The organism is Pseudomonas sp. ML2-2023-3 (assembly GCF_037055275.1).
GTDB lineage: Bacteria > Pseudomonadota > Gammaproteobacteria > Pseudomonadales > Pseudomonadaceae > Aquipseudomonas.
On record NZ_CP146343.1, the window covers coordinates 2379224 to 2404029 of the forward strand.

The 24806-nt window shown below is 56.4% G+C and carries 19 protein-coding genes; 15 read left to right on the forward strand and 4 right to left on the reverse strand.

Going from position 1 to position 24806, the window contains the following annotated elements:
* Window positions 1–50 precede the first annotated feature (50 nt).
* Window positions 51–1601, reverse strand: coding sequence for a beta (1-6) glucans synthase (locus V6P94_RS11105; RefSeq protein WP_326398253.1), 1551 nt, complete (start codon window positions 1599–1601; stop codon window positions 51–53).
* Between the two features lie 290 nt (window positions 1602–1891).
* On the opposite strand from V6P94_RS11105, the gene V6P94_RS11110 reads away from it, so the two are divergent.
* The 3 genes from V6P94_RS11110 to V6P94_RS11120 all read left to right on the forward strand — a co-directional run bounded on the left by V6P94_RS11110 (window position 1892) and on the right by V6P94_RS11120 (window position 4939).
* Entirely contained in the window at window positions 1892–2749 is an 858-nt protein-coding gene (locus tag V6P94_RS11110) for a glycine betaine ABC transporter substrate-binding protein (protein WP_133078135.1), read from the forward strand.
* 223 nt (window positions 2750–2972) lie between these two features.
* Window positions 2973–3284 carry a DUF485 domain-containing protein gene (locus V6P94_RS11115; RefSeq protein WP_133078136.1) on the forward strand — a complete coding sequence of 104 codons (312 nt, stop codon included), beginning with the start codon at window positions 2973–2975 and terminating at the stop codon, window positions 3282–3284.
* Window positions 3281–4939 carry a cation acetate symporter gene (locus tag V6P94_RS11120; protein WP_133078137.1) on the forward strand — a complete coding sequence of 553 codons (1659 nt, stop codon included), beginning with the start codon at window positions 3281–3283 and terminating at the stop codon, window positions 4937–4939. Before V6P94_RS11115 ends, V6P94_RS11120 begins: the two co-directional genes overlap by 4 nt.
* Before the next feature lie 249 nt (window positions 4940–5188).
* Here V6P94_RS11120 and gltA read toward each other — a convergent pair whose 3' ends face one another.
* A complete protein-coding gene (gltA, locus tag V6P94_RS11125) occupies window positions 5189–6478 on the reverse strand; it encodes a citrate synthase (protein ID WP_019828565.1) in 1290 nt (429 codons plus the stop codon).
* 350 nt (window positions 6479–6828) lie between these two features.
* Between gltA and sdhC the strand changes: the two genes are divergently transcribed.
* The 10 genes from sdhC to brnQ all read left to right on the forward strand — a co-directional run bounded on the left by sdhC (window position 6829) and on the right by brnQ (window position 19935).
* Window positions 6829–7215 carry a succinate dehydrogenase, cytochrome b556 subunit gene (gene sdhC, locus V6P94_RS11130; protein WP_019828563.1) on the forward strand — a complete coding sequence of 129 codons (387 nt, stop codon included), beginning with the start codon at window positions 6829–6831 and terminating at the stop codon, window positions 7213–7215.
* Window positions 7209–7577, forward strand: a complete 369-nt coding sequence (gene sdhD / locus V6P94_RS11135; RefSeq protein WP_003446906.1) for a succinate dehydrogenase, hydrophobic membrane anchor protein — start codon at window positions 7209–7211, stop codon at window positions 7575–7577. The genes sdhC and sdhD overlap by 7 nt, the downstream gene beginning before the upstream one ends.
* Window positions 7578–7580: 3 nt before the next feature.
* Complete coding sequence (sdhA, locus tag V6P94_RS11140) at window positions 7581–9356, forward strand: succinate dehydrogenase flavoprotein subunit (RefSeq protein WP_095036384.1); 1776 nt, start codon at window positions 7581–7583, stop codon at window positions 9354–9356.
* Between the two features lie 11 nt (window positions 9357–9367).
* On the forward strand, window positions 9368–10072 hold the full coding sequence (locus tag V6P94_RS11145) for a succinate dehydrogenase iron-sulfur subunit (protein WP_133078138.1): 705 nt from the start codon (window positions 9368–9370) through the stop codon (window positions 10070–10072).
* Between the two features lie 259 nt (window positions 10073–10331).
* Entirely contained in the window at window positions 10332–13163 is a 2832-nt protein-coding gene (locus tag V6P94_RS11150; protein ID WP_019828558.1) for a 2-oxoglutarate dehydrogenase E1 component, read from the forward strand.
* 41 nt (window positions 13164–13204) lie between these two features.
* A complete protein-coding gene (gene odhB / locus V6P94_RS11155; RefSeq protein ID WP_019828557.1) occupies window positions 13205–14419 on the forward strand; it encodes a 2-oxoglutarate dehydrogenase complex dihydrolipoyllysine-residue succinyltransferase in 1215 nt (404 codons plus the stop codon).
* Window positions 14420–14524: 105 nt separating this feature from the next.
* Window positions 14525–15961: a dihydrolipoyl dehydrogenase gene (gene lpdA / locus V6P94_RS11160; RefSeq protein ID WP_133078139.1), complete on the forward strand. Its 1437-nt coding sequence runs from the start codon at window positions 14525–14527 to the stop codon at window positions 15959–15961.
* A 226-nt stretch (window positions 15962–16187) separates the two neighbouring features.
* Window positions 16188–17354: an ADP-forming succinate--CoA ligase subunit beta gene (gene sucC / locus V6P94_RS11165; RefSeq protein ID WP_133078140.1), complete on the forward strand. Its 1167-nt coding sequence runs from the start codon at window positions 16188–16190 to the stop codon at window positions 17352–17354.
* Window positions 17354–18235 carry a succinate--CoA ligase subunit alpha gene (gene sucD / locus V6P94_RS11170; protein ID WP_019408932.1) on the forward strand — a complete coding sequence of 294 codons (882 nt, stop codon included), beginning with the start codon at window positions 17354–17356 and terminating at the stop codon, window positions 18233–18235. The genes sucC and sucD overlap by 1 nt, the downstream gene beginning before the upstream one ends.
* 386 nt (window positions 18236–18621) lie before the next feature.
* Entirely contained in the window at window positions 18622–19935 is a 1314-nt protein-coding gene (gene brnQ, locus V6P94_RS11175; protein WP_133078141.1) for a branched-chain amino acid transport system II carrier protein, read from the forward strand.
* Between the two features lie 169 nt (window positions 19936–20104).
* Here brnQ and V6P94_RS11180 read toward each other — a convergent pair whose 3' ends face one another.
* The gene (locus V6P94_RS11180) at window positions 20105–20374 is read right to left on the reverse strand and encodes a hypothetical protein (protein WP_133078142.1); all 270 of its coding nucleotides are present in this window, start codon (window positions 20372–20374) and stop codon (window positions 20105–20107) included.
* Between the two features lie 233 nt (window positions 20375–20607).
* On the opposite strand from V6P94_RS11180, the gene htpG reads away from it, so the two are divergent.
* Both htpG and V6P94_RS11190 read left to right on the forward strand, forming a co-directional pair.
* Window positions 20608–22512, forward strand: a complete 1905-nt coding sequence (gene htpG, locus V6P94_RS11185) for a molecular chaperone HtpG (RefSeq protein ID WP_133078143.1) — start codon at window positions 20608–20610, stop codon at window positions 22510–22512.
* A gap of 58 nt (window positions 22513–22570) precedes the next feature.
* Complete coding sequence (locus V6P94_RS11190) at window positions 22571–23299, forward strand: dienelactone hydrolase family protein (RefSeq protein WP_133078144.1); 729 nt, start codon at window positions 22571–22573, stop codon at window positions 23297–23299.
* Window positions 23300–23405: 106 nt separating this feature from the next.
* On the opposite strand, the gene yegQ is transcribed toward V6P94_RS11190, so the two are convergent.
* Window positions 23406–24746 (reverse strand): tRNA 5-hydroxyuridine modification protein YegQ, encoded by a 1341-nt coding sequence (gene yegQ / locus V6P94_RS11195; protein ID WP_133078145.1) that lies wholly within the window; start codon window positions 24744–24746, stop codon window positions 23406–23408.
* Window positions 24747–24806 lie beyond the last annotated feature (60 nt).

Genomic DNA, 24806 nt, shown 5'->3' on the forward strand with positions numbered 1-24806 from the left:
AGATCGCGTCGCCTCTATCGCGAGCAAGCCCGCTCCCACAAGGTTGGGCGTTACGCTTTCTGTCGCACGCTACGCCACAATGCCATCACCATCAGAATGCTCACCAATGCCCACATCCAGGCCTGTTCGTTGTTCAGGCCCTCGCGGTACAGCTGCAGCGGTATGCCTGCGCCGATGATCAATGCCAGCAGGCCGAATTCACGGCGTGGTCCGTGTACCGGACGCAGCAGGTAAACCAGTGCAGGCAGTATCAGTGCTGCACTCGGGAAGCTGCGATAGCGCGGTTCAAACACCAGCCCCAGCATCATCACCGCACCGGCAAACCCTGCCGCTGCCAGCCACCAGCCAGCACGGCGCTCCAGCACATTGAACAGGCGCTCGCGCCAACCTTCTTTCTGGCCCAGAGCCAGCGCTGCATGTGCCAATACAATCAGGTTCAAGCCGACCAGCAGGCCGGCCAAGGCCCACTCTCCGGCATAGCGGCTGGTCACGGAGGCCAGTTCTGCCCAGGCCACGATGCTGCATCCCGCTACAGCGCCCAGTGCTGGCAGCAGCAGGGCTGAGCGTGGCGTGCGAACGCGCCCGCCAAGCACCAGAGTGCTCAGAAACACCAGTGCGCCCAACCCCAGCCAGGCAGGCCAGTGCGGCAGATTGGAAACTGGACCGGCCAGAATGCCCTTGTCCTGACGGTCTGCATCAAACAAGCCCCAATAGCCGCCTACTGCGCCTTCGCTGCCGCGTTTCCAGGGTTGGTCGAAGGCTTCGATCAGGTTGTACTTCCAGCCGTTTTGCTCGGCCAGGGTGACAAAACCGCGAATGTATTTGGCCTCATTGACCCGGCCAGGTACGGCGGTTTCGCGCTGGCGTCCTTCGCTGGGCCAGCCGGTCTCGCCGATCAGGATGTCCTTGGGCGCAAACTTGTTGCCGAAAACCTGGCGGATCTGCGCGACATGGTTCACCGCTTGATCAATGCCTGCAGGGTCATCTTCCCAGTAAGGCAGCAGGTGAATGGTCAGGAAGTCCACCGCCGGGGCGATTTCCGGATGCTGCAGCCAGAACTCCCATACATCTGCATAGGTCACGGGTTGCTTGATCTGGCTTTTCACCTTGTCGATCAGCTTGACCAGTTGTGGCGCGGTGACTTCTTTGCGCAGCAAGGCCTCGTTGCCAACGATGACCGAACTGACGACGTCCGGGTTGGCATTGGCCGAGGCGATCAGGGCGTCGACTTCCTGTGCGGTGGCAACCGGGTCGCTGCTGACCCAGGCCCCGATCATCAGCTTCAGGCCGTGTTTGCGTGCAAGGTCTGGCAGGCCTTCAAGACCTGCCTGCGAATAGGTGCGGATGCACTGAAAGCGCGTGGCCAGCAACGCCAGGTCCGCGTCCATGCGCTCGGCCCGAGGCACGAAAGGCTGGTCGAACGGTGATTGGTCCTTGTCGAACGGCGTATACGACGCACATTGCAGTTTATGGGTCGGTGTTGCGGCATCAGGCAAAATCACCGGTTGGCCAAGGCCGTACCAGAAACCGGCAATGGCAAACATGCCCAGCAAGCAGGCAAGGAGATAAGGCAGCACGGGGAAGCGGGCAGTCGCAGACATGGTCAGGCCGTATGGGAGCAAAGCCGCGCATCTTACCTGCAATTGAGCAGGTGCAGCGCCCGCGTATAATTTTGACATGCAAAGTTCGGGCAGCCATCTGGGCAAAGCACGCAGGTATCAAATGGGTGTAGTGGCAATGTCGTTGCTGGTTGTATGGGGGTCGTCGTCAGAGCAGGACGGCAAGCAGTCGCGGTTGATGATCGGGTGCAAGTGATACGGGGTAGAAAAACCTTGTAGGAAACTTGAAGTGGCCCGGCACTCGTCGGGCCCGGCACTGTGGGGAATCAAAGATGAAGATGCGACGTATTTTGAGCGCGGGAGCAGCCTTGGTGCTGGCGATGAGTGCGGGCCTGGCGAGCGCCCAGAGCAAGCCGACCCTGAATATTGGCTATGTGGATGGTTGGTCGGACAGCGTGGCAACTACCCATGTGGCTGCCGAAGTCATCAAGCAAAAGCTGGGTTATGACGTGAAACTGATGCCCGTTGCGACCGGCATCATGTGGCAGGGCGTGGCCACGGGGAAACTGGACGCCATGCTGTCTGCCTGGTTGCCCGTTACTCATGGCGAGTACTGGGCGAAGAATAAAGACAAGGTGGTCGACTACGGGCCCAACTTCAAAGATGCAAAAATTGGCCTGATCGTTCCTGAGTATGTAAAGGCCCAGTCCATTGCCGATTTGAAGGGCAGCGACGAGTTCAAAAACAAGATCGTCGGTATTGATGCCGGCTCAGGTGTCATGCTCAAGACCGACCAGGCAATCAAGGATTATGACCTCAAGGGCTACAAGCTACAGGCAAGTTCCGGAGCGGCAATGACCTCGGAACTGGGTCGTGCCTATGCCAAAAACGAACCGATTGCCGTGACCGGCTGGGTGCCGCACTGGATGTTTGCCAAGTGGAAACTGCGTTTTCTCGAAGATCCCAAGTCCGTGTATGGCGCTGCAGAAACCGTTAATAGCATTGGCAGCAAAGAACTGGGTAAAAAAGCACCTGAAGTTGCAGAGTTTCTGGAGAAATTTTCCTGGAACTCAAAAGATGAAATTGGTGAAGTAATGCTGGCTATTCAAGAGGGGGCAAAGCCTGAAGCGGCGGCCAAAGAGTGGGTCGCCAAGCACCCTGAGCGTGTGGCCGAGTGGACAGCTAAATAATCGCGAAGCGTCTAGCTCGCAGTACACAAGACCGCCTGGTGTTTACATCAGGCGGTTTTTGCATTTCTGGAGTTTCATGCTTATGTGCATCGTCCTTGCAGACTAGATAAAACGCGGGCTGCAGCTGATTCAGGGCTCTACTACTAAAGTCGTCTGGAATTGAATGTGCGGCGCCCTAATAGTGAAAACGTTCCATCTCATCTGTGCTGCGAGGACAAAAATAATGAACGACAGCATTTACCTCTCGATTCAAAACAGCCCGCGTTTCAAGGAGCTGGTTAAAAAAAGAGAGCGGTTCGCCTGGATTCTCTCGGCAATCATGCTCGGACTATATGCCGCCTTTATCCTGTTGATTGCTTATGGGTCACACATCATGGGGACCAAGTTGAGTCCCGGTTCGTCTATTACCTGGGGTATTCCGATTGGTGTGGGGTTGATTGTTTCAGCCTTCATTCTTACCGGTATCTATGTTCGCCGGGCCAATGGCGAGTTTGATGAGCTGAACAATGCAATTCTCAAGGAGGCAGGGCAATGATCGGGCGCCTATTGGCAACACTGGGCGTTGCAGCCCTTGCACCTGCGGTCTGGGCGGGAGAGGCCCTGACCGGCGAAGTGCAGAAGCAACCGCTTAATATCGCGGCGATCATCATGTTCGTCGTTTTTGTGGGTGCGACTCTGTGCATTACGTACTGGGCGTCAAAGCGTAACAAGTCTGCTGCCGACTACTATGCTGCGGGCGGCAAAATTACAGGTTTTCAGAACGGCCTGGCGATTGCGGGCGACTATATGTCCGCCGCCTCCTTCCTGGGTATTTCCGCGCTGGTTTACACCTCTGGCTACGATGGCCTGATCTATTCGATCGGCTTTCTGGTGGGTTGGCCCATCATCCTGTTCCTGATCGCAGAGCGTTTGCGTAACCTGGGCAAGTACACCTTTGCTGACGTTGCCTCGTACCGTTTGGGTCAAACCCAGATCCGCTCGCTGTCGGCTTGCGGTTCATTGGTGGTGGTTGCGTTCTACCTCATTGCGCAAATGGTCGGTGCCGGCAAGCTGATTCAGCTGCTGTTCGGCCTGGACTACCACGTTGCGGTGATCCTGGTAGGCATTCTGATGTGCATGTATGTGTTGTTCGGCGGCATGCTGGCCACTACTTGGGTGCAAATCATCAAAGCGGTGATGTTGTTGTCGGGTGCGACGTTCATGGCCGTGATGGTAATGAAACACGTCAACTTTGATTTCAATGCCTTGTTTGCCGAAGCCGTCAAAATTCACCCTAAAGGTGAGGCGATCATGAGCCCGGGCGGCCTGGTTAAAGACCCGATCTCGGCCTTTTCCCTCGGTCTGGCCCTGATGTTCGGTACTGCCGGCCTACCACATATCCTGATGCGCTTCTTCACCGTTAGCGATGCCAAGGAAGCCCGCAAGAGCGTGTTCTACGCAACTGGCTTTATCGGTTACTTCTACATCCTGACCTTCATCATCGGTTTTGGCGCGATCATCCTGGTCAGCACCAACCCTGCATTCAAAGACGCTGCTGGCGCCTTGCTGGGCGGTAACAACATGGCGGCCGTGCATCTGGCTGATGCGGTGGGCGGCAGTATGTTCCTGGGCTTTATCTCGGCCGTAGCCTTCGCCACTATCCTTGCGGTAGTTGCGGGTCTGACCCTGGCCGGTGCCTCGGCGGTGTCTCACGACCTTTATGCAAGCGTAATCAAGAAGGGCAAGGCCAACGACAAGGATGAGATTCGCGTTTCCAAGATCACTACCATCGCCCTGGCGGTGCTGGCGATTGGCTTGGGCATCCTGTTCGAAAGCCAGAACATCGCATTCATGGTGGGCCTGGCGTTCTCCATTGCTGCGAGCTGCAACTTCCCTGTGCTGCTGCTTTCCATGTACTGGAAAAACCTCACCACTCGCGGCGCCATGATTGGCGGCTGGATGGGGCTGGTCAGTGCGGTTGGCTTGATGATCCTGGGCCCGACCATCTGGGTGCAGATCCTGCATCATGAGAAAGCAATCTTCCCTTACGAGTACCCAGCACTGTTCTCCATGATCATTGCGTTCGCGGGTATCTGGTTCTTCTCTATTACCGACAAATCCAAGGCGGCAGAGAAAGAGCGTGCGTTGTTCTTCCCGCAGTTTGTGCGTTCGCAGACGGGTCTTGGGGCGAGCGGGGCGGTGGATCACTAATCAGCGGCAGGCGTTATGTGTAAAGCAATCCCCCTGTCGTGAGGCAGGGGGATTTTTTTGTGTTGAGGTTTGGTGGGAGGGGGCTTGCTCGCGATGGCATCACTGCGGCCTGTCAGGCGGGCCACGGCGATACCGTCGCTCCCACAGCAGTCAGTTCTGCACAGGGTTAAAACGGCGCAAAACAAAAACGGCCTCTATATATATAGAGGCCGTTTTGTGTGCAGCTAAGACTATATCGTGGGATATGCCTTACTTGCGGTCTTCCAGGTTGGTCAGGTCACGCTGCTCGTAACCGGTGTACAGCTGGCGCGGACGGCCAATCTTGTACGGGCTGGAGAGCATTTCTTTCCAGTGCGAGATCCAGCCGACTGTACGCGACAGGGCGAAGATCACGGTGAACATGCTGGTTGGAATGCCGATCGCCTTGAGGATGATCCCCGAGTAGAAGTCGACGTTCGGGTACAGCGAGCGCTCGATGAAGTACGGGTCGGTCAGAGCGATCTCTTCCAGGCGCATGGCCAGTTCGAGTTGCGGATCGTTCTGGATGCCCAGTTCTTTAAGCACTTCGTCGCAGGTCTTTTTCATCACTGTGGCGCGTGGGTCGCGGTTTTTATAAACCCGGTGACCAAAGCCCATCAGTTTGAACGGATCGTTTTTGTCCTTGGCCTTGGCGATGAACGTGTCGATGTTCGAAACATCGCCAATTTCGTCGAGCATGGTCAACACGGCTTCGTTTGCACCGCCGTGAGCAGGGCCCCACAGTGCGGCGATACCGGCAGCAATACAGGCGAACGGGTTGGCACCCGAAGAGCCCGCCAGACGCACGGTAGAGGTCGAGGCATTCTGTTCGTGGTCAGCGTGCAGGATAAAGATCTTATCCATTGCCTTGGCCAGCACCGGGCTGATCGGTTTGATCTCGCACGGTGTGTTGAACATCATGTGCAGGAAGTTTTCGGCGTAGGTCAGGTCGTTACGCGGGTACATCATGGGTTGACCCATGGAGTACTTGTAAACCATCGCTGCCAGGGTTGGCATCTTGGCAACCAGACGGATCGCGGAAATTTCGCGATGCTGCGGGTTATTGATGTCCAGGGAGTCGTGGTAGAAGGCCGAGAGGGCGCCGACTACACCGCACATGACCGCCATCGGGTGGGCGTCACGACGGAAGCCGTTGAAGAACGTCTTCAACTGCTCGTGAACCATTGTGTGGTTCTTCACGGTGCTGACAAATTGAGCCTTCTGCTCTGCAGTCGGCAGTTCGCCGTTCAGTAGCAGGTAAGCGGTCTCAAGGTAGTCAGAGTGTTCAGCCAGCTGTTCAATCGGGTAGCCGCGGTGCAGCAGGATACCGTTGTCACCATCAATATAGGTGATCTTCGACTCGCAAGATGCGGTCGACATGAAGCCAGGGTCAAATGTGAATCGGCCCGTTGCCGTTAGGCCTCGCACATCGATTACATCGGGACCCACGGTGCCAGTTAAAATGGGCAGCTCGACGGGGGCTGCGCCCTCGATGATCAACTGCGCTTTTTTGTCAGCCATGTGGCCTCCTATTTATGCTTGAAATCATCAGACAGACCCCCCACGCAGGGCCCGCACCACTATAGTGAGATAAATTTGAATGTCAATTTGCCTAAAGTCTTGCTGTACAAGGCTTTGGGGAGTCATTTTTCGCGAATATCCCTGCCGTTTACGCCTTTTATAGCCAGAGCGCAATGCGCTATTAGGGGGAGGTCTTTGCGTTGTCATTAGCGACCTAACTGTCTATACTCGGCAGCCGACCGCCAGGGGCTTTTGGGCCTGTTTAGATGGGGGTCGTCACTCCCGGGTGGTGGGTACCTGACCAGTGCGCATCCCAACAAACTTGCCCTGATTGTTAGGGGCTCTTCAGTGTGAAAAAAGCCGTGAATAGCCAACGACCTGTAAACCTAGACCTAAGGACCATCAAACTCCCCATCACCGGCGTTACGTCATTTCTGCACCGTGTATCGGGCATTATTCTTTTTCTCGGCCTGGGCATCATGCTTTATGCATTGAGCAAATCCCTGGGTTCGGAAGAAGGTTATGCCGAGGTGAAGGCATGCTTGACCAGTCCTCTGGCCAAATTCGTTGCGTGGGGCCTGCTCTCTGCCTTGCTGTATCACCTGGTTGCCGGTGTGCGCCACTTGATCATGGACATGGGCATCGGTGAGACGCTTGAAGGCGGCCGACTGGGCTCGAAAATTGTAATCGTCATTTCCGTGGTGATGATTGTTCTGGCGGGAGTTTGGATATGGTAACCAGCGTTACGAACCTGTCGCGTTCGGGCCTCTATGACTGGATGGCACAGCGTGTGTCTGCGGTTGTTCTAGCGGCTTATTTCATTTTCCTGATCGGATACCTCGTTGCGAACCCTGGCATTGGCTACGCCCAATGGCATGAGCTGTTTGCAAGCAACTGGATGCGTATCTTCAGCCTGCTGGCCCTTGTTGCTCTGGGCGCACACGCCTGGGTAGGCATGTGGACCATCGCGACCGACTACCTGACGCCAATGGCGCTGGGCAAGTCCGCGACAGCAGTACGTTTCCTCTTCCAGGCAGTCTGCGGCGTTGCAATGTTCGCTTACTTCGTCTGGGGTGTGCAGATTCTTTGGGGTATCTGATTCATGGCTAACACAGTTAATACACTTTCGTTCGACGCCATTATTATTGGCGGCGGCGGTGCTGGCATGCGCGCTGCTCTGCAGCTGGCACAAGGTGGTCACAAGACTGCCGTAATCACCAAGGTTTTCCCGACTCGTTCGCACACTGTATCGGCTCAGGGTGGCATCACCTGCGCGATCGCTTCTGCAGATCCGAACGATGACTGGCGCTGGCACATGTACGATACCGTCAAGGGTTCCGACTATATCGGTGACCAGGACGCTATCGAGTACATGTGTTCCGTAGGTCCGGAAGCCGTGTTCGAACTCGAGCACATGGGTCTGCCGTTCTCCCGTACCGAACAGGGTCGTATCTATCAGCGTCCTTTCGGTGGTCAGTCCAAGGACTTCGGTAAAGGCGGCCAGGCTGCCCGTACTTGCGCTGCAGCCGACCGTACCGGTCACGCGCTGTTGCACACCCTGTACCAGGCCAACCTGAAGGCCGGCACTGTATTCCTGAACGAATACTACGGTGTCGATCTGGTTAAGAACGAGGCTGGCGATTTCGTCGGCATGATCGTTATCTGCATCGAAACCGGTGAAACCTCCTACGTTCGCGCTAACGCCACCGTACTGGCGACTGGCGGTGCAGGTCGTATCTACTCTTCGACTACCAACGCCCTGATCAACACCGGTGACGGTATTGGCATGGCGCTGCGTGCTGGCGTGCCGGTACAGGACATCGAGATGTGGCAGTTCCACCCAACCGGTATTGCCGGCGCCGGTGTACTGGTTACTGAAGGTTGCCGCGGTGAAGGTGGATACCTGATCAACAAGCACGGCGAACGTTTCATGGAGCGTTATGCTCCGAACGCCAAAGACCTTGCCGGTCGTGACGTAGTCGCTCGCTCGATGGTTAAGGAAATCATCGCGGGCAACGGTTGCGGTCCGGATGGCGACCACGTGATGCTGAAACTCGATCACCTGGGTGAAGAAGTTCTGCACAGCCGTCTGCCTGGTATCTGCGAACTGTCGAAAACGTTCGCGCACGTTGACCCGGTTCTGGCTCCAGTTCCAGTGGTTCCTACCTGCCACTATATGATGGGCGGCGTTGCCACCAACATTCATGGCCAGGCAATCACTCAGGACGCTGACGGCGTTGACCAGATCATCCCTGGCCTGTTCGCAGTGGGTGAAGTGGCTTGCGTATCGGTACACGGTGCCAACCGTCTGGGCGGCAACTCGTTGCTCGACCTGGTGGTATTCGGTCGTGCTGCCGGCCTGTTCCTTGAGCAGACCCTGAAAGAAGGCGTTGATTACGCTCGTCCGCGCCAGTCCGACATCGACGCTGCCCTCGCACGTCTGGATGGCCTGAACTCGCGTACCGACGGCGAAGACGTGGCAACCCTGCGTAAAGAGCTGCAGAGCTGCATGCAGAACTACTTCGGTGTATTCCGTACTGGCGAATACATGCAGAAGGGCATTGCCCAGCTGGCAGATCTGCGCACGCGCATTGCCAACGTGAAAATCAACGATAAGAGCCAGGCGTTCAACACCGCTCGTATCGAAGCCCTTGAGCTGCAAAACCTGCTCGAAGTGGCTGAAGCGACTGCAATCGCAGCTGAAGTTCGTAAAGAATCGCGCGGTGCTCACGCCCGTGAAGACTTCGAAGATCGTGACGACGTTAACTGGCTGTGCCACACCCTGTACTTCCCGGGTGACAAGCGCGTAGCCAAGCGTGCGGTGAACTTCTCGCCGAAAACCGTTCCGACCTTCGAGCCTATGGTTCGGACTTACTAAGGGTGGCCGATATGTTGAAAGTCAGTGTTTATCGTTACAACCCTGATCAGGACGCCGCTCCGTTCATGCAGGAATTCGAGGTCAATACCCACGGTAAAGACCTGATGGTGCTGGACGTACTGGCCCTGATCAAAGAGCAGGACGAGGGTTTCTCCTATCGTCGCTCTTGCCGTGAGGGCGTTTGCGGCTCCGACGGCATGAACATCAACGGCAAAAACGCTTTGGCGTGCGTCACGCCACTGTCTGCTGTCGTTAAAGGCAACAAGCTGATCGTTCGTCCACTACCAGGTTTGCCGGTTATCCGTGACCTGGTCGTCGATATGAGCATCTTCTACAAGCAATACGAAAAAGTTAAGCCGTTCCTGCAGAACGATACTCCGGCTCCGGCCATCGAGCGTCTGCAATCGCCAGAAGAGCGTGAAAAGCTCGACGGTCTGTACGAGTGCATCCTGTGCGCTTGCTGCTCGACCTCGTGCCCGTCCTTCTGGTGGAACCCGGACAAGTTCCTGGGCCCTGCTGCACTGTTGCAAGCCTACCGCTTCCTGGCTGACAGCCGTGACACCAAGACCAGCGAGCGTCTGGCTTCACTGGATGACCCGTTCAGCGTATTCCGCTGCCGCGGGATCATGAACTGCGTAAACGTGTGTCCGAAGGGCTTGAACCCGACTAAGGCCATCGGTCACGTGCGTAGCATGCTGCTGCAAAGCGGCGTGTGATCCAAGGCTGTACCGCAGGACCGCTTTAACCGTAAATGCTGCGGCGCAGGCTTCAACCGGCGCCGTAGTTTTAACCTGAGCAACAGCTCAAAAGCTGCGGCTCTTATTTTGAAGAAATGAGACCAGCAGGGGCATCCGGGCTGGTACCCGGACTATCAGCGTGATCCTAAGTGGCTTGTTTTAGTCGCTGTATTTGGACTTTCTCAAGCATGCTCTGGTGTTCTCGTCGATGGTGTCCCCTAACCGAGGGTGACCAAGCATGCAAGAAAGCGTGATGCAGCGCATGTGGAACAGCGGCTATCTTTCAGGTGGTAACGCTGCCTATGTGGAAGAGCTCTATGAGCTCTACCTGCACGACCCTAACGCTGTGCCAGAAGAATGGCGCACCAAATTTCAGACGTTGCCTACTGACGGCAACTCTGCCAACGATGTTTCGCACTCCACAATCCGCGATCATTTCGTGCTGCTGGCAAAGAACCAGCGCCGCGCCCAACCGGTTTCCGCCGGGAGCGTGAGCAGTGAGCACGAGAAGAAGCAGGTTGAAGTGCTGCGATTGATCCAGGCCTATCGGATGCGCGGCCACCAGGCAGCCCAGCTTGATCCGCTGGGACTGTGGCAGCGTCCTGCACCTGCAGACCTGTCGATCAATCATTACGGCTTGACCAATGCCGATCTTGATACGACCTTCCGTGCCGGCGACCTGTACATCGGCAAAGAGGAAGCGAGCCTACGCGAAATTCTCGAAGCGTTGCAGCAGACATATTGCCGCACCATCGGCGCAGAGTTCACGCACATCGTCGATTCCGAGCAGCGCCACTGGTTTGAACAGCGCCTCGAAAGCGTACGCGGCCGCCCAACGTATTCGGCTGAAGTCAAAGGCCATCTGCTTGAGCGCGTGACTGCTGCTGAAGGTCTGGAAAAGTACCTGGGTACCAAATACCCGGGCACCAAGCGTTTCGGCCTGGAAGGTGGCGAGAGCCTGATTCCTTTGCTGGACGAGCTGATCCAGCGTTCGGGCAACTACGGCACCAAGGAAATCGTTATCGGCATGGCCCACCGTGGCCGTCTGAACGTATTGGTGAACACCTTCGGTAAAAACCCGCGCGAGTTGTTCGACGAGTTCGAAGGCAAGAAAAAGATCGAGCTGGGTTCCGGTGACGTTAAATACCACCAGGGCTTCTCCTCCAACGTCATGACCGGTGGTGGCGAAGTCCACCTGGCAATGGCGTTCAACCCGTCCCACCTGGAAATCGTTTCTCCAGTGGTTGAAGGGTCTGTACGTGCTCGCCAGGACCGTCGTAACGACAGCACCGGCGAAAAAGTACTGCCAATTTCCATCCACGGTGATGCTGCATTCGCAGGTCAGGGCGTGGTCATGGAAACCTTCCAGATGTCGCAAACTCGCGGCTTCAAGACGGGCGGCACCATTCATCTGGTGATCAACAACCAGGTGGGCTTCACCATCAGCAATCCGGAAGACTCGCGCTCCACCGAGTACTGCACGGACGTTGCGAAAATGATCCAGGCACCGATCCTCCATGTGAATGGTGATGATCCGGAAGCCGTTCTGTTCGTAACCCAGCTGGCTATCGACTACCGCATGCAGTTCAAGCGTGACGTCGTGATCGACCTGTTCTGCTACCGCCGTCGCGGTCACAACGAGGCCGACGAGCCAAACGGTACTCAGCCGCTGATGTATCAGCAGATCGCCAAGCAGCGCACTACCCGTGAACTGTATGCCGAACGTCTGACGCAAGAAAAAGTGGTGGACGCAGAACGCGTTCAGGCCAAGATCGACGAATACCGCAACGCGCTGGACAACGGTCTGCATGTTGTGAAAAGTCTGGTCAAAGAGCCGAACAAAGAGCTGTTCGTAGACTGGCGCCCATACCTGGGTCACGCCTGGACTGCACGTCACGACACCCGTTTTGATCTCAAGACCCTGCAAGAACTGTCTGCCAAGCTGCTGGAAATTCCGGAAGGCTTCGTTGTCCAGCGCCAGGTTGCGAAGATCTACGAAGATCGTCAAAAAATGCAAGCCGGCGGCCTGCCGATCAACTGGGGTTATGCCGAAACAATGGCATACGCAACCCTGCAGTTCGAAGGTCACCCGATTCGCATGACGGGTCAGGACATCGGCCGCGGTACGTTCTCGCACCGTCACGCCGTGCTGCACAACCAGAAAGATGCTGGCACCTACATTCCTCTGAAGCACCTGTTTGAAGGTCAGCCACGTTTTGACCTGTACGACTCGTTGCTGTCGGAAGAAGCGGTATTGGCGTTCGAATACGGCTACTCGACCACCACGCCTAACGCGCTGGTGATCTGGGAAGCCCAGTTCGGCGACTTCGCCAACGGCGCCCAGGTTGTAATCGACCAGTTCATCACCAGCGGCGAGCACAAGTGGGGCCGTCTGTGCGGTCTGACCATGCTGCTGCCACACGGTTATGAAGGTCAGGGCCCGGAGCACTCCTCTGCACGTCTTGAACGTTACCTGCAACTGTGCGCCGAGCACAACATTCAGGTGTGCGTGCCGACTACTCCTGCGCAGATTTATCACCTGCTGCGCCGTCAGGTCATCCGTCCGCTGCGCAAGCCGCTGATCGTCCTGACTCCGAAGTCGTTGCTGCGTCACAAATTGGCAATCTCGACCCTGGAAGATCTGGCCGAAGGTTCGTTCCAGACCGTTATTCCGGAAATCGATGCACAAGATCCGGCGAAAGTCGGTCGCATCGTGCTGTGTAGCGGCAAGGTCTACTACGACCTGCTGGAAAAACGCCGTGCCGAAGGTCGTGATGACATCGCCATCGTGCGTCTTGAGCAGCTGTACCCGTTCCCTGAGGACGACTTGATTGAAGTCCTGGCTCCGTACAAAAACGCCAAACATATTGTCTGGTGTCAGGAAGAGCCGATGAACCAGGGTGCCTGGTACTGCAGCCAGCACCACATGCGCCGCATCATCAGCGGTCACGACAAATCTCTCGTACTTGAGTACGCGGGCCGTGACGCTTCTGCTGCACCTGCTTGTGGTTACGCATCGATGCACGCTGAGCAACAGGCAAAACTGTTGCAAGACGCGTTCACTGTTTAACGCCTTCGCGCACTGAAACCGAATTTAAGGAACCAAAGAACATGGCTATCGAGATCAAAGCCCCAACATTTCCGGAATCGGTTGCCGATGGCACCGTTGCCACCTGGCACAAACAACCGGGCGACGCTGTAAAGCGCGACGACCTGATTGTTGACATCGAAACCGACAAGGTTGTGCTGGAAGTGCTGGCAACAGCTGACGGCGTACTGGGCGCTATCGTCAAGAACGAAGGCGACACCGTTCTGTCCGACGAAGTTCTGGGCTCCATCGTTGAAGGCGGCGTTGCTGCTGCACCAGCCGCTGCTGCACCGGCTGCTCAGGCTGCTGCTCCAGCTGGCGAAGGCGAAGACGATCCAGTGGCTGCGCCTGCTGCTCGCAAGATCGCCGAAGAAAACGGTATCAACATTGCTTCCGTTGCCGGCACTGGCAAAGGCGGTCGTGTGACCAAGGAAGACGTAGTTGCCGCTGTTGCTGCCAAAAAGGCCGCGCCTGCTGCTGCGCCTGCCAAGGCTGCCGCACCTGCCGCTGCTGCTCCGGTTTTCGCTGCTGGCGACCGCGTAGAAAAACGCGTTCCAATGACCCGCGTTCGTGCCACCGTGGCCAAGCGTCTGGTTGAAGCTCAATCGAACATGGCGATGCTGACCACTTTCAACGAAGTGGACATGACTGAAATCATGGCACTGCGTTCGAAGTACAAGGACCTGTTCGAGAAGTCGCACAACGGTGTACGTCTGGGCTTCATGTCGTTCTTCGTCAAGGCCGCTACCGAAGCGCTGAAACGCTTCCCGGCGGTCAACGCTTCGATCGACGGTTCCGACATCGTTTACCACGGCTTCGCCGACATCGGTGTTGCTGTATCCAGCGACCGTGGTCTGGTAGTTCCGGTTCTGCGTAACGCCGAACTGATGAGCCTGGCTGAAATCGAAGGCGGCATTGCTGCTTACGGCAAAAAAGCCCGTGACGGCAAACTGTCCATCGACGAAATGACCGGTGGTACGTTCACCATCACTAACGGTGGTACTTTCGGTTCGATGATGTCGACCCCGATCGTTAACCCGCCGCAAGCCGCGATCCTGGGCATGCACAACATCCTTCAGCGTCCAATGGCAATCAACGGTCAGGTCGTAATCCGTCCGATGATGTATTTGGCTCTGTCTTACGATCACCGCTTGATCGATGGCAAAGAAGCTGTAAGTTTCCTGGTAGCAATCAAAAACCTGCTGGAAGACCCGGCTCGTCTGCTGCTGGATATCTAATAGAAGCGGCTGCAAGCTTCAGGTGCCAGGCTGCGAGAAAAAGCAGCTTGGCTTTGGCTTGTAGCGTGCTGCTGACAGCTTGTAGCTAATAGAGGATCTATTTTCATGTCTCAGAAATTTGACGTTGTAGTGATTGGTGCGGGCCCTGGCGGCTACGTTGCTGCCATCAAGGCTGCTCAACTGGGCCTTTCGACTGCTTGCATCGAAAAATACACCGACAAGGAAGGCAAACTGGCGCTGGGCGGTACTTGCCTGAACGTTGGCTGCATTCCATCCAAGGCGCTGCTGGACAGCTCCTGGAAGTACCACGAAGCCAAGGATGCATTTGCCATCCACGGCATCACCACCGGTGAAGTGAAGATGGACGTTGCTGCGATGGTTGGCCGTAAAGCCAACATCGTTAAAGGTCTGACTTCCGGCGTTGCTACCCTGTTCAAGGCTAACGGCGTTACTTCCCTGCAAGGCCACGGCAAACTGCTGGCCGGCAAGAAAGTTGAACTGACCAAGCCAGACGGCACTGTCGAAATCATCGAAGCCGAGAACGTGATTCTGGCTTCGGGCTCGCGTCCGATCGACATTCCACCTGCTCCAGTTGATAACAACGTCATCGTTGATTCGACCGGCGCCCTGGAATTCCAATCCGTACCCAAGCGTCTGGGCGTTATCGGCGCTGGGGTTATCGGTCTGGAACTGGGTTCGGTATGGTCCCGTCTGGGTGCTCAGGTAACGGTTCTGGAAGCTCTGGACACGTTCCTGATGGCTGCTGACGCTGCCGTATCCAAAGAAGCCTACAAAACCCTGACCAAACAAGGTCTGGACATCAAGCTGGGCGCTCGCGTTACCGGTTCCAAGGTTAACGGCGAAGAAGTCGTTGTGACCTACACCGACGCCAACGGCGAACAGACCATCACCTTCGACAAGCTGATCGTAGCCGTTGGTCGCCGTCCGGTGACTACCGAACTGCTGGCAGCTGACAGCGGCGTGACCATCGACGAGCGCGGTTTCGTGTTTGTTGACGATCATTGCGCGACCAGCGTACCGGGCGTTTTCGCCATTGGTGACGTGGTACGTGGCATGATGCTGGCACACAAGGCATCGGAAGAAGGCATCATGGTTGTCGAGCGCATCAAAGGTCACAAGACCGAGATGAACTACGACCTGATTCCATCGGTTATTTACACTCACCCGGAGATCGCGTGGGTCGGTAAAACCGAACAGGCCTTGAAAGCTGAAGGCGTTGAAGTTAACGTCGGCACCTTCCCGTTTGCAGCCAGTGGCCGTGCCATGGCAGCAAACGACACCGGTGGCTTTGTTAAAGTCATCGCTGATGCCAAAACTGACCGCGTACTGGGCGTCCACGTGATTGGCCCGAGCGCAGCAGAGCTGGTTCAGCAAGGCGCGATCGGTATGGAATTCGGCACCAGCGCTGAAGATCTGGGCATGATGGTTTTCTCCCATCCAACCCTGTCTGAAGCCTTGCACGAAGCAGCACTGGCAGTGAATGGCGGCGCCATCCACATTGCCAACCGCAAGAAACGTTAAGACCAGACAATAAGAAACCACGGCGGTTTGCCCGTCGTGAGCCTTGCTAGCAAGCCTCACCGCGGAACTTCCGCCGGACGCAGTCTTGTCTTGTTTGACTCAGGCCCGGCTCCGCTCACGCGGGTGTCGGGCTTGTAAAGGCAGCACAAGCAGCAGTCACAGGTGGTGCGGCACTAATAAAAGTGCAGCGCCGAATGCGCAGTACCTAACGAAGACGGTAAAAAGCATGAATCTTCACGAGTATCAGGGTAAGCAGCTGTTCGCTGAATACGGCCTGCCAGTATCCAAGGGTTATGCAGTAGACACCCCGGAAGCAGCCGCAGAAGCTTGCGACAAAATCGGTGGGACCGAATGGGTTGTCAAAGCCCAGGTTCACGCAGGTGGTCGCGGTAAAGCGGGCGGCGTTAAGCTGGTTCGCAGCAAAGAAGACGCTAAAGCATTCGCACAACAGTGGTTGGGCAAGCGTCTGGTGACTTACCAGACTGATGCCAATGGTCAGCCGGTCACCAAGATCCTGGTTGAATCGTGCACTGATATCGCTAAAGAGCTGTACCTGGGCGCTGTCGTTGACCGTTCCAGCCGTCGTATCGTATTCATGGCTTCCACCGAAGGTGGCGTGGATATCGAGAAGATCGCTCACGACACTCCAGAAAAAATTCTGAAAGCAACTATCGATCCACTGGTTGGCGCTCAGCCATTCCAGGGTCGCGAGTTGGCTTTCCAGTTGGGTCTGGAAGGCAAGCAAGTTACTCAGTTCGCCAAGATCTTCGTAGGTCTGGCCAAACTGTTCAAGGATCACGATCTGGCCCTGCTGGAAGTGAACCCGCTGGTTATCAAGGCTGACGGCGATCTGCACTGCCTCGATGCAAAAATCAACATCGACGCTAACGCCATGTACCGTCAGGCCAAGCTGAAAACTTTCCACGATCCGTCGCAAGACGATCCGCGCGAAGCGCACGCTGCCAAGTTCGAACTGAACTACGTAGCACTGGAAGGCAACATCGGCTGCATGGTAAACGGCGCTGGTCTGGCGATGGGCACCATGGACATCGTTAACCTGCATGGCGGCAAGCCAGCCAACTTCCTCGACGTTGGCGGCGGTGCTACCAAAGAACGCGTTACCGAAGCGTTCAAGATCATCCTGTCCGACAGCAATGTCGCTGCAGTACTGGTCAACATCTTCGGCGGCATCGTTCGTTGCGACATGATTGCCGAAGGCATCATCGGTGCAGTGAAAGAAGTCGGCGTGAAAATCCCGGTGGTTGTTCGCCTTGAAGGCAACAACGCTGAACTGGGCGCTAAAGTACTGGCAGAAAGCGGCTTGAACATCATCGCTGCTACCAGCTTGACCGACGCTGCTCAACAAGTTGTTAAAGCTGCGGAGGGCAAGTAATGAGCGTCCTGATCAATAAAGACACCAAAGTTATCTGCCAGGGCATCACTGGTTCGCAGGGCAGCTTCCACACCCAGCAAGCCATCGAATACGGCACCAAGATGGTTGGTGGCGTTACTCCGGGCAAAGGCGGCACCACTCACCTGGACCTGCCTGTTTTCAACACTGTGAAAGAAGCCGTAGCTGCCACTGGCGCAACCGCCAGCGTTATCTACGTACCGGCTCCTTTCTGCAAGGACTCCATCCTTGAAGCAGCTTTCGGCGGCATCAAGCTGATCGTTTGCATCACTGAAGGCATTCCTACCCTGGACATGCTGGACGCTAAAGTTAAGTGCGACGAACTGGGTGTTACCCTGATCGGCCCTAACTGCCCAGGCGTTATCACTCCAGGCGAATGCAAGATCGGCATCATGCCAGGTCACATTCACTTGCCAGGCAAAGTAGGCATCGTGTCGCGTTCCGGCACCCTGACTTACGAAGCTGTTAAGCAAACTACTGACGCCGGTTTCGGTCAGTCGACTTGCGTAGGCATCGGTGGTGACCCGATCCCTGGTTCCAACTTCATCGACATCCTGAAGTTGTTCCAGGAAGACCCGAAGACCGAAGCGATCGTAATGATCGGTGAGATCGGCGGTTCGGCTGAAGAAGAAGCGGCTGCCTACATCAAGGCACACGTGACCAAGCCAGTTGTTTCCTACATCGCTGGTGTGACTGCCCCTGCTGGCAAGCGCATGGGCCATGCTGGCGCAATCATCTCTGGCGGCAAGGGCACTGCAGACGAGAAGTTTGCTGCTCTGGAAGACGCAGGCGTTAAAACCGTGCGTTCGCTGGCAGACATCGGCAAGGCTCTGTCCGAGCTGACTGGCTGGGCAATCAAATAAGCCACGCGCTTAGCTGATAGCTACACCAGACAAAGGCCACCTTCGGGTGGCCTTTGTGCGTTCTGGCAGAAGTGTTTGTAACCGCCGCCGAAGGAACGAGGCAGCGCCTACCCAATCGCGGCAGTCCCAACGCTGCAAAACCACATCAAATCAATTTTCGATGTCATCCAGGCGACAACTGCGTTCGTTCATCGGACAGTCCGCCCTCTAACAGTGCGTTGTAGGAAAAAAATCGGTAATCTTGCCGCCATTCTGCATTTCTGCGTGTGCATCCCAAAAGGAAGCCGCGCGCTAGACGGGTCGGACTTATACAGACCGACAGCATTTCCCACATCCGCACGGGAAATTCCCCTCTAATTCCGATTCAGTAGTGTGGTATTTCCGTAATGAAAGTATTGAAAGGCCAGGACATCCTGGCACTTGGGTTTATGACTTTTGCCCTGTTCGTTGGGGCTGGCAACATCATTTTCCCGCCAATCGTTGGCCTGCAGGCTGGACCTAACGTCTGGATGGCCGCATTGGGCTTCCTGATCACCGCGGTAGGTCTGCCGGTGGTCACTGTTATTGCGCTCGCCAAGGTTGGCGGCGGAATGGACGCACTGAGCAGCCCGATCGGTAAAGTGGCTGGCGGCTTGCTCGCGGCTGTGGCCTATCTGGCTGTTGGTCCGTTGTTCGCCACCCCGCGTACCGCCACCGTATCCTTCGAGGTCGGTCTGGCGCCGTTGACGGGTGAAAGCCCGCTGGCGCTGTTCTTGTACAGCTCGGTGTACTTCCTGATTGTGTTCTTCGTTTCGCTGTATCCGGGTCGTCTGCTCGACACGGTAGGGCGCTTCCTTGCACCGTTGAAGATCATCGCACTGGCGATTCTCGGTATTGCCGCTGTTGCCTTGCCTGCGGGTGATATTGGCGTTGCGACCCCTGAATACGTCGCCGCACCCTTCTCTCAAGGGTTTATCAATGGCTACCTGACCATGGATACCCTGGGCGCGCTGGTGTTCGGCATTGTGATCGTGAACGCCATTCGCTCCCGTGGGGTTGAGTCGCCGAAGCTGATTACCCGTTACGCAATCATTGCTGGCCTGATCGCCGGTGTTGGCCTTGCGCTGGTCTACATCAGCCTGTTCCGCCTGGGGGCGGGCAGCCATGAAGTGGCGGCGGGCGCAACCAATGGCGCGGCAGTACTGCACGCCTATGTACAGCATACGTTCGGTTCGCTGGGCAGCGGCTTCCTGGCTGTACTGATTGCCCTGGCTTGCCTGGTAACGGCGGTGGGCCTGACGTGCGCCTGTGCTGAATACTTCAGCACGGTGTTGCCACTGTCTTACAAGACTCTGGTGATTATCCTTGCGGTGTTCTCGCTGGCCGTGTCGAACCTTGGTCTGACGCAGTTGATCGCCTTCTCCATCCCGCTGCTGACGGCGATTTACCCGCCGTGCATCGTGCTGGTGGCGTTGAGTTTCTGCAAAGGCCTGTGGCATGCCCAGGCGCGGATCGTGGGTCCGGTGATGCTGGTGTCGTTCATCTTCGGTTCGATCGATGCGCTCAAAGGTGCAGGCCTGGCTGGCTGGATTCCTAGCCAGCTTGCGAATATGCCCTTCAGCGACCAGGGTTTGGCGTGGCTGGTGCCATGCCTCGTGACCTTGGTGGGCGCATTTATTTGCGACCGTCTGCTGGGCAAGCGTGCTGAAGCACTCGCGTAATTATTCGGTTCGCCAAAAGCGTTCCTGAATACCTGAAAAAGCCCTGCATCTCACGGATGCAGGGCTTTTTTATGGCGCTGTGTTCGGGTATCGAAGCAAGAAATCTTGAGCCCGGGACACAACAAAGCCCGCACTTGGCGGGCTTTGTGTTACCTCACAAAAAGCCGTATTACTTGCTTTCTGGAGTTGCCACTGGAGCAGCAGGAGTAGCAGGAGCGGCTTCTTCAGCGGCGGCTTTGTTGGACTCGGCCTGAGCTTTGGCAGCTTCGGCGTTTTCTTTCGCCGCGTCGTTCACTTTGTCCTGGGCTTCAGACATTTTTTCTTGAGCTTGCTCAGCGTGCTGAGTGGCTTCCTGGGCTTTATCTTCGGACTTCTTGTCACACGCAGCCAGACCAAGGGTGGCAGCCAGCATCAAGGCAACAGCAAAAGTATTACGCATGGGGTGTTTCTCCTTATGAGTAGATCTACGGGGCGTTTGAGCATTGGCTCAATGCTTAAGTTCCATGCTTTCAGACATATATAAGTAAAGCATCCTAGGTCGAAACGGCTGGTAAAAAACCGATGCCTTGCCATCAGGCCTTGAAATTTGAACCTGAGCCCCCAACTTTCATGACATCCCGCCGCCAACCCACTAGGGCGTGGCTCATGCCATCCAATCGGAGTTTGATAACAATGAGCGTGGAAACTCAAAAAGAAACCCTGGGCTTCCAGACCGAGGTCAAGCAACTGCTGCACCTCATGATCCATTCGCTGTACTCCAACAAGGAAATTTTCCTTCGCGAATTGATCTCGAACGCCTCTGATGCTGTCGACAAATTACGTTTTGAAGCACTGTCCAAGCCTGAGCTGCTGGAGGGCGGTGCCGATCTTAAAATCCGTGTGAGCTTCGATAAGGACGCCAACACCGTCACCCTCGAAGACAACGGTATCGGTATGAACCGTGATGACGTGATCACCCACTTGGGTACGATTGCGAAATCCGGCACAGCTGATTTCATGAAAAACCTGACAGGCGATCAGAAGAAAGACTCGCACCTGATCGGTCAGTTCGGTGTGGGCTTCTATTCCGCCTTTATCGTCGCCGACAAGGTTGACGTCTACAGCCGCCGTGCCGGGACTCCTGCCAGCGAAGGCGTGCACTGGTCCTCCAAGGGCGAAGGCGAGTTTGAAGTTGCCACCGTCGAAAAAGCTGATCGCGGCACCAAGATTGTTCTGCACCTGAAGTCCGGCGAATCCGAGTTCGCTGACGGCTGGCGCTTGCGCAACATCATCAAGAAGTACTCCGACCATATCGCCTTGCCGATCGAGCTGCCTAAAGAGCAAACCGTTGCCGAAGGCGAAGAAACACCTGCGCTGGAATGGGAAACCGTTAACCGCGCAAGTGCCCTGTGGACTCGCCCTCGTACTGAAGTCAAGGACGAGGAATACCAGGAGTTCTACAAGCACATTGCCCACGATTACGAGAACCCGCTGGCCTGGAGCCACAACAAGGTTGAAGGCAAGCTGGAATACAGCTCGCTGCTCTACGTGCCGGCACGTGCTCCATTCGACCTGTACCAGCGTGAAGCGCCTAAAGGCCTGAAGCTGTACGTACAGCGTGTATTCGTGATGGACCAGGCCGAGTCGTTCCTGCCTCTGTACCTGCGCTTCATCAAGGGCGTGATCGACTCCAACGACCTGTCGCTGAACGTGTCGCGGGAAATCCTGCAAAAAGACCCGATCATCGACTCGATGAAGACCGCGCTGACCAAGCGTGTACTCGACATGCTGGAAAAACTGGCGAAGAACGAGCCTGAGAAATACCAGGGCTTCTGGAAAAACTTCGGCCAGGTGATGAAAGAAGGCCCGGCTGAAGATTTCGCCAACAAGGAAAAAATCGCCGGTCTGCTGCGTTTCGCCTCGACCCATGGTGACGACGGCGAACAAAACGTTTCTCTGGTCGACTACCTGGCTCGCGCCAAGGAAGGTCAGGACAAGATCTACTACCTGACCGGCGAAACCTACGCGCAGGTCAAAAACAGCCCGCACCTCGAAGTCTTCCGCAAGAAAGGCATCGAAGTCCTGCTGTTGACCGACCGTATCGACGAGTGGCTGATGAGCTACCTCAGCGATTTCGACGGCAAGAGCTTTGTGGACGTGGCACGCGGCGACCTCGATCTGGGCAACCTGGACTCCGAAGAGGACAAGAAAGCTGCAGAAGAAGTGGCCAAGGCCAAAGAAGGTCTGGTTGAACGCATCAAGGCAGCCCTGGGTGAAAGCGTCAGCGAAGTGCGTGTATCCCACCGTCTGACTGATTCCCCGGCGATTCTGGCCATCGGCGAGCAGGACCTGGGCATGCAAATGCGTCAGATCCTGGAAGCTAGCGGTCAGAAAGTGCCTGAGTCCAAGCCTATCTTCGAGTTCAACCCGGCTCACCCGCTGATCGAGAAACTCGATGCAGAGCAGAGCGAAGAGCGTTTTGGCGACCTGTCGCACATCCTCTTCGATCAGGCGGCCCTGGCAGCCGGTGACAGTTTGAAAGACCCTGCGGCTTATGTCCGTCGGCTTAACAAATTGTTAGTAGAGTTGTCGGTCTAACCGCGCTATAAAAACCCGCTTCGGCGGGTTTTTTTTGTTTTGAGCTCAGGAGTTTTTAATGAAATCAATTACGGTCAGTTCTGTGGCCTATCAAATCGACGGCCAACCTTACGAAGGCCGCCTCGCGTTTGACCCGAGCCGAGAAGATCCACTGCCGGGCTTGCTGATGGCGCCTAACTGGATGGGCATCAGTGCGGGTGCCGAAGAGATCGCCAAGTCGGTTGCAGAGCAAGGCTACGTGGTACTGATCGCGGATTTGTACGGCCAGGCCATCCGTCCGGGCAATGCCGACGAGGCGGGCGCTGCAATGATGCCGCTCAAGAATGACCGCGCCCTGTTGCGCAAGCGGATGTGGGCAGCGTACGACATGCTGAAAAATCAGGGCCTGGCCCAGGTCGACAGCAACAAGCTGGCCACCTTTGGCTTCTGTTTTGGCGGCTGCTGCTCACTTGAACTGGCGCGCAGCGGTGCACCACTTCAAGCGGCGGTGTCCTTCCACGGCAACCTCGACACGCCCAATCCGATCGATGCCCAGAGCATCAAGGGTGCGGTGCTGGTGTTGCACGGCGCTTCTGATCCGTTGGTGCCAAACGAACAGCTACCGGTTTTTGAGGCCGAGATGAATGCGGCAAGCGTGGACTGGCAATTGACCAGCTACGGCGGCGCGGTGCATTCCTTCACCGATCCCCACGCCAATGTGCCGGGCAAGATGATGTACGACGCCAAAACTTCCAGCCGTGCCTTTACGGCGATGCACAACCTGCTGGATGAAGTGTTCCGCGATTAATCGCAATCACCCAGTCTGTGGGAGCGGGCTTGCTCGCGATGCTGACGGCTCGGTCGTCAGACAAAACCGGGCGATGCTATCGCGAGCAAGCCCGCTCCCACAGCGCTCACGCCGAGCGTTCCATCACTTCACTTACCGTCAAGTCCCGCATCAACAACCCGTACTTCAAGTCCACCTGCTCGGGGATCGGCAGGTACACCGTGTGGCCGTCACCCGGTGCAACCTGGGTCGGCAAGCCCGCGCTGTTGTGTAACCGGTCGAGATCAAAATGGTAGTTGCCGTGGGGGGTCATCAACTCCAGATGGTCACCCAGGGCAAAGCGGTTTTTGACTTTGACCTCGGCCAGGCCGTTGCGCCGTTCGCCGGTCAACTCCCCGACAAACTGCTGGCGGTGCGACAGCGAGCTGCCATGCAGGTAGTTTTGATATTCATCGTGGACATGGCGCCGCAAAAACCCTTCGGTGTAACCGCGCTGGGCCAGTGATTCCAGGTCCGTCATCAGGCTGCGGTCAAACTCACGGCCTGCCACCGCATCATCAATCGCCTTGCGATACACCTGAGTCGCCCGCGCACAGTAGAAGTGCGACTTGGTTCGGCCCTCGATTTTCAGCGAGTGCACGCCCATCCCGGTCAGCCGCGCCACATGCTGTACGGCGCGCAGATCCTTGGAGTTCATGATGTAAGTGCCGTGCTCGTCTTCGAACGCCGTCATCTGTTCGTCCGGGCGTTGGGACTCGTTGAGCACGAACACTTCGTCGGTGGGCGCACCCACCCCCAGGGTCGGCTCGACCACATTGACGATATTGCCCAGTTCGTTTTCCGTGGCCGGTTTGGTGTCGTATTTCCAGCGGCAGGCATTGGTGCAACTGCCTTGATTGGCGTCGCGCTTGTTCATGTAGCCCGACAACAGGCAGCGCCCCGAGTAGGCCATGCACAATGCGCCGTGGACGAAGATCTCCAGTTCCATGTCCGGTACTTGTTGGCGAATCTCTTCAATCTCTTCCAGCGACAGCTCGCGGGACAGGATGATCCGGCTCAGGCCTTGCTGGCGCCAGAACTCGACACTGGCCCAGTTGACCGTATTGGCTTGTACCGACAAATGAATCGGGACATGGGGGAAGTTTTTGCGCACCAGCATGATCAGCCCCGGGTCGGACATGATCAGGGCATCCGGGCCCATGGCGATTACCGGTTCCAGATCCTTGAGGAACGTGCGCAGCTTGGCGTTGTGGGGGGCAATATTGACCACCACGTAAAAGCGTTTGCCCTGCGCCTGGGCTTCGGCGATCCCGATGGCCAGATTGGCGTGGTCGAATTCGTTATTGCGTACCCGCAAGCTGTAGCGCGGCTGGCCTGCATACACCGCGTCGGCGCCATAGGCGAAGGCATAACGCATGTTTTTGAGGGTGCCGGCAGGGGCGAGGAGTTCGGGCGGTGCAAGGCGCATAGTCAGGTCATTCGCAAAAAGGCGCGATATTAATCGAGCCTGAGTGCGGGATTATTGACC

Bases quoted from the DNA above. Each gene is read 5' to 3' on its own strand.
- V6P94_RS11180 (WP_133078142.1), bottom strand. From the start codon at position 20,374: ATGCGTAATACTTTTGCTGTTGCCTTGATGCTGGCTGCCACCCTTGGT.
- yegQ (WP_133078145.1), bottom strand. From the start codon at position 24,746: ATGCGCCTTGCACCGCCCGAACTCCTCGCCCCTGCCGGCACCCTCAAA.
- sdhA (WP_095036384.1), top strand. From the start codon at position 7,581: ATGGCTAACACAGTTAATACACTTTCGTTCGACGCCATTATTATTGGC.
- htpG (WP_133078143.1), top strand. From the start codon at position 20,608: ATGAGCGTGGAAACTCAAAAAGAAACCCTGGGCTTCCAGACCGAGGTC.
- sucD (WP_019408932.1), top strand. From the start codon at position 17,354: ATGAGCGTCCTGATCAATAAAGACACCAAAGTTATCTGCCAGGGCATC.
- sdhD (WP_003446906.1), top strand. From the start codon at position 7,209: ATGGTAACCAGCGTTACGAACCTGTCGCGTTCGGGCCTCTATGACTGG.
- gltA (WP_019828565.1), bottom strand. From the start codon at position 6,478: ATGGCTGACAAAAAAGCGCAGTTGATCATCGAGGGCGCAGCCCCCGTC.
- V6P94_RS11115 (WP_133078136.1), top strand. From the start codon at position 2,973: ATGAACGACAGCATTTACCTCTCGATTCAAAACAGCCCGCGTTTCAAG.
- V6P94_RS11145 (WP_133078138.1), top strand. From the start codon at position 9,368: ATGTTGAAAGTCAGTGTTTATCGTTACAACCCTGATCAGGACGCCGCT.
- brnQ (WP_133078141.1), top strand. From the start codon at position 18,622: ATGAAAGTATTGAAAGGCCAGGACATCCTGGCACTTGGGTTTATGACT.
- lpdA (WP_133078139.1), top strand. From the start codon at position 14,525: ATGTCTCAGAAATTTGACGTTGTAGTGATTGGTGCGGGCCCTGGCGGC.
- V6P94_RS11190 (WP_133078144.1), top strand. From the start codon at position 22,571: ATGAAATCAATTACGGTCAGTTCTGTGGCCTATCAAATCGACGGCCAA.
- V6P94_RS11120 (WP_133078137.1), top strand. From the start codon at position 3,281: ATGATCGGGCGCCTATTGGCAACACTGGGCGTTGCAGCCCTTGCACCT.
- odhB (WP_019828557.1), top strand. From the start codon at position 13,205: ATGGCTATCGAGATCAAAGCCCCAACATTTCCGGAATCGGTTGCCGAT.
- V6P94_RS11105 (WP_326398253.1), bottom strand. From the start codon at position 1,601: ATGTCTGCGACTGCCCGCTTCCCCGTGCTGCCTTATCTCCTTGCCTGC.
- sucC (WP_133078140.1), top strand. From the start codon at position 16,188: ATGAATCTTCACGAGTATCAGGGTAAGCAGCTGTTCGCTGAATACGGC.
- V6P94_RS11110 (WP_133078135.1), top strand. From the start codon at position 1,892: ATGAAGATGCGACGTATTTTGAGCGCGGGAGCAGCCTTGGTGCTGGCG.
- V6P94_RS11150 (WP_019828558.1), top strand. From the start codon at position 10,332: ATGCAAGAAAGCGTGATGCAGCGCATGTGGAACAGCGGCTATCTTTCA.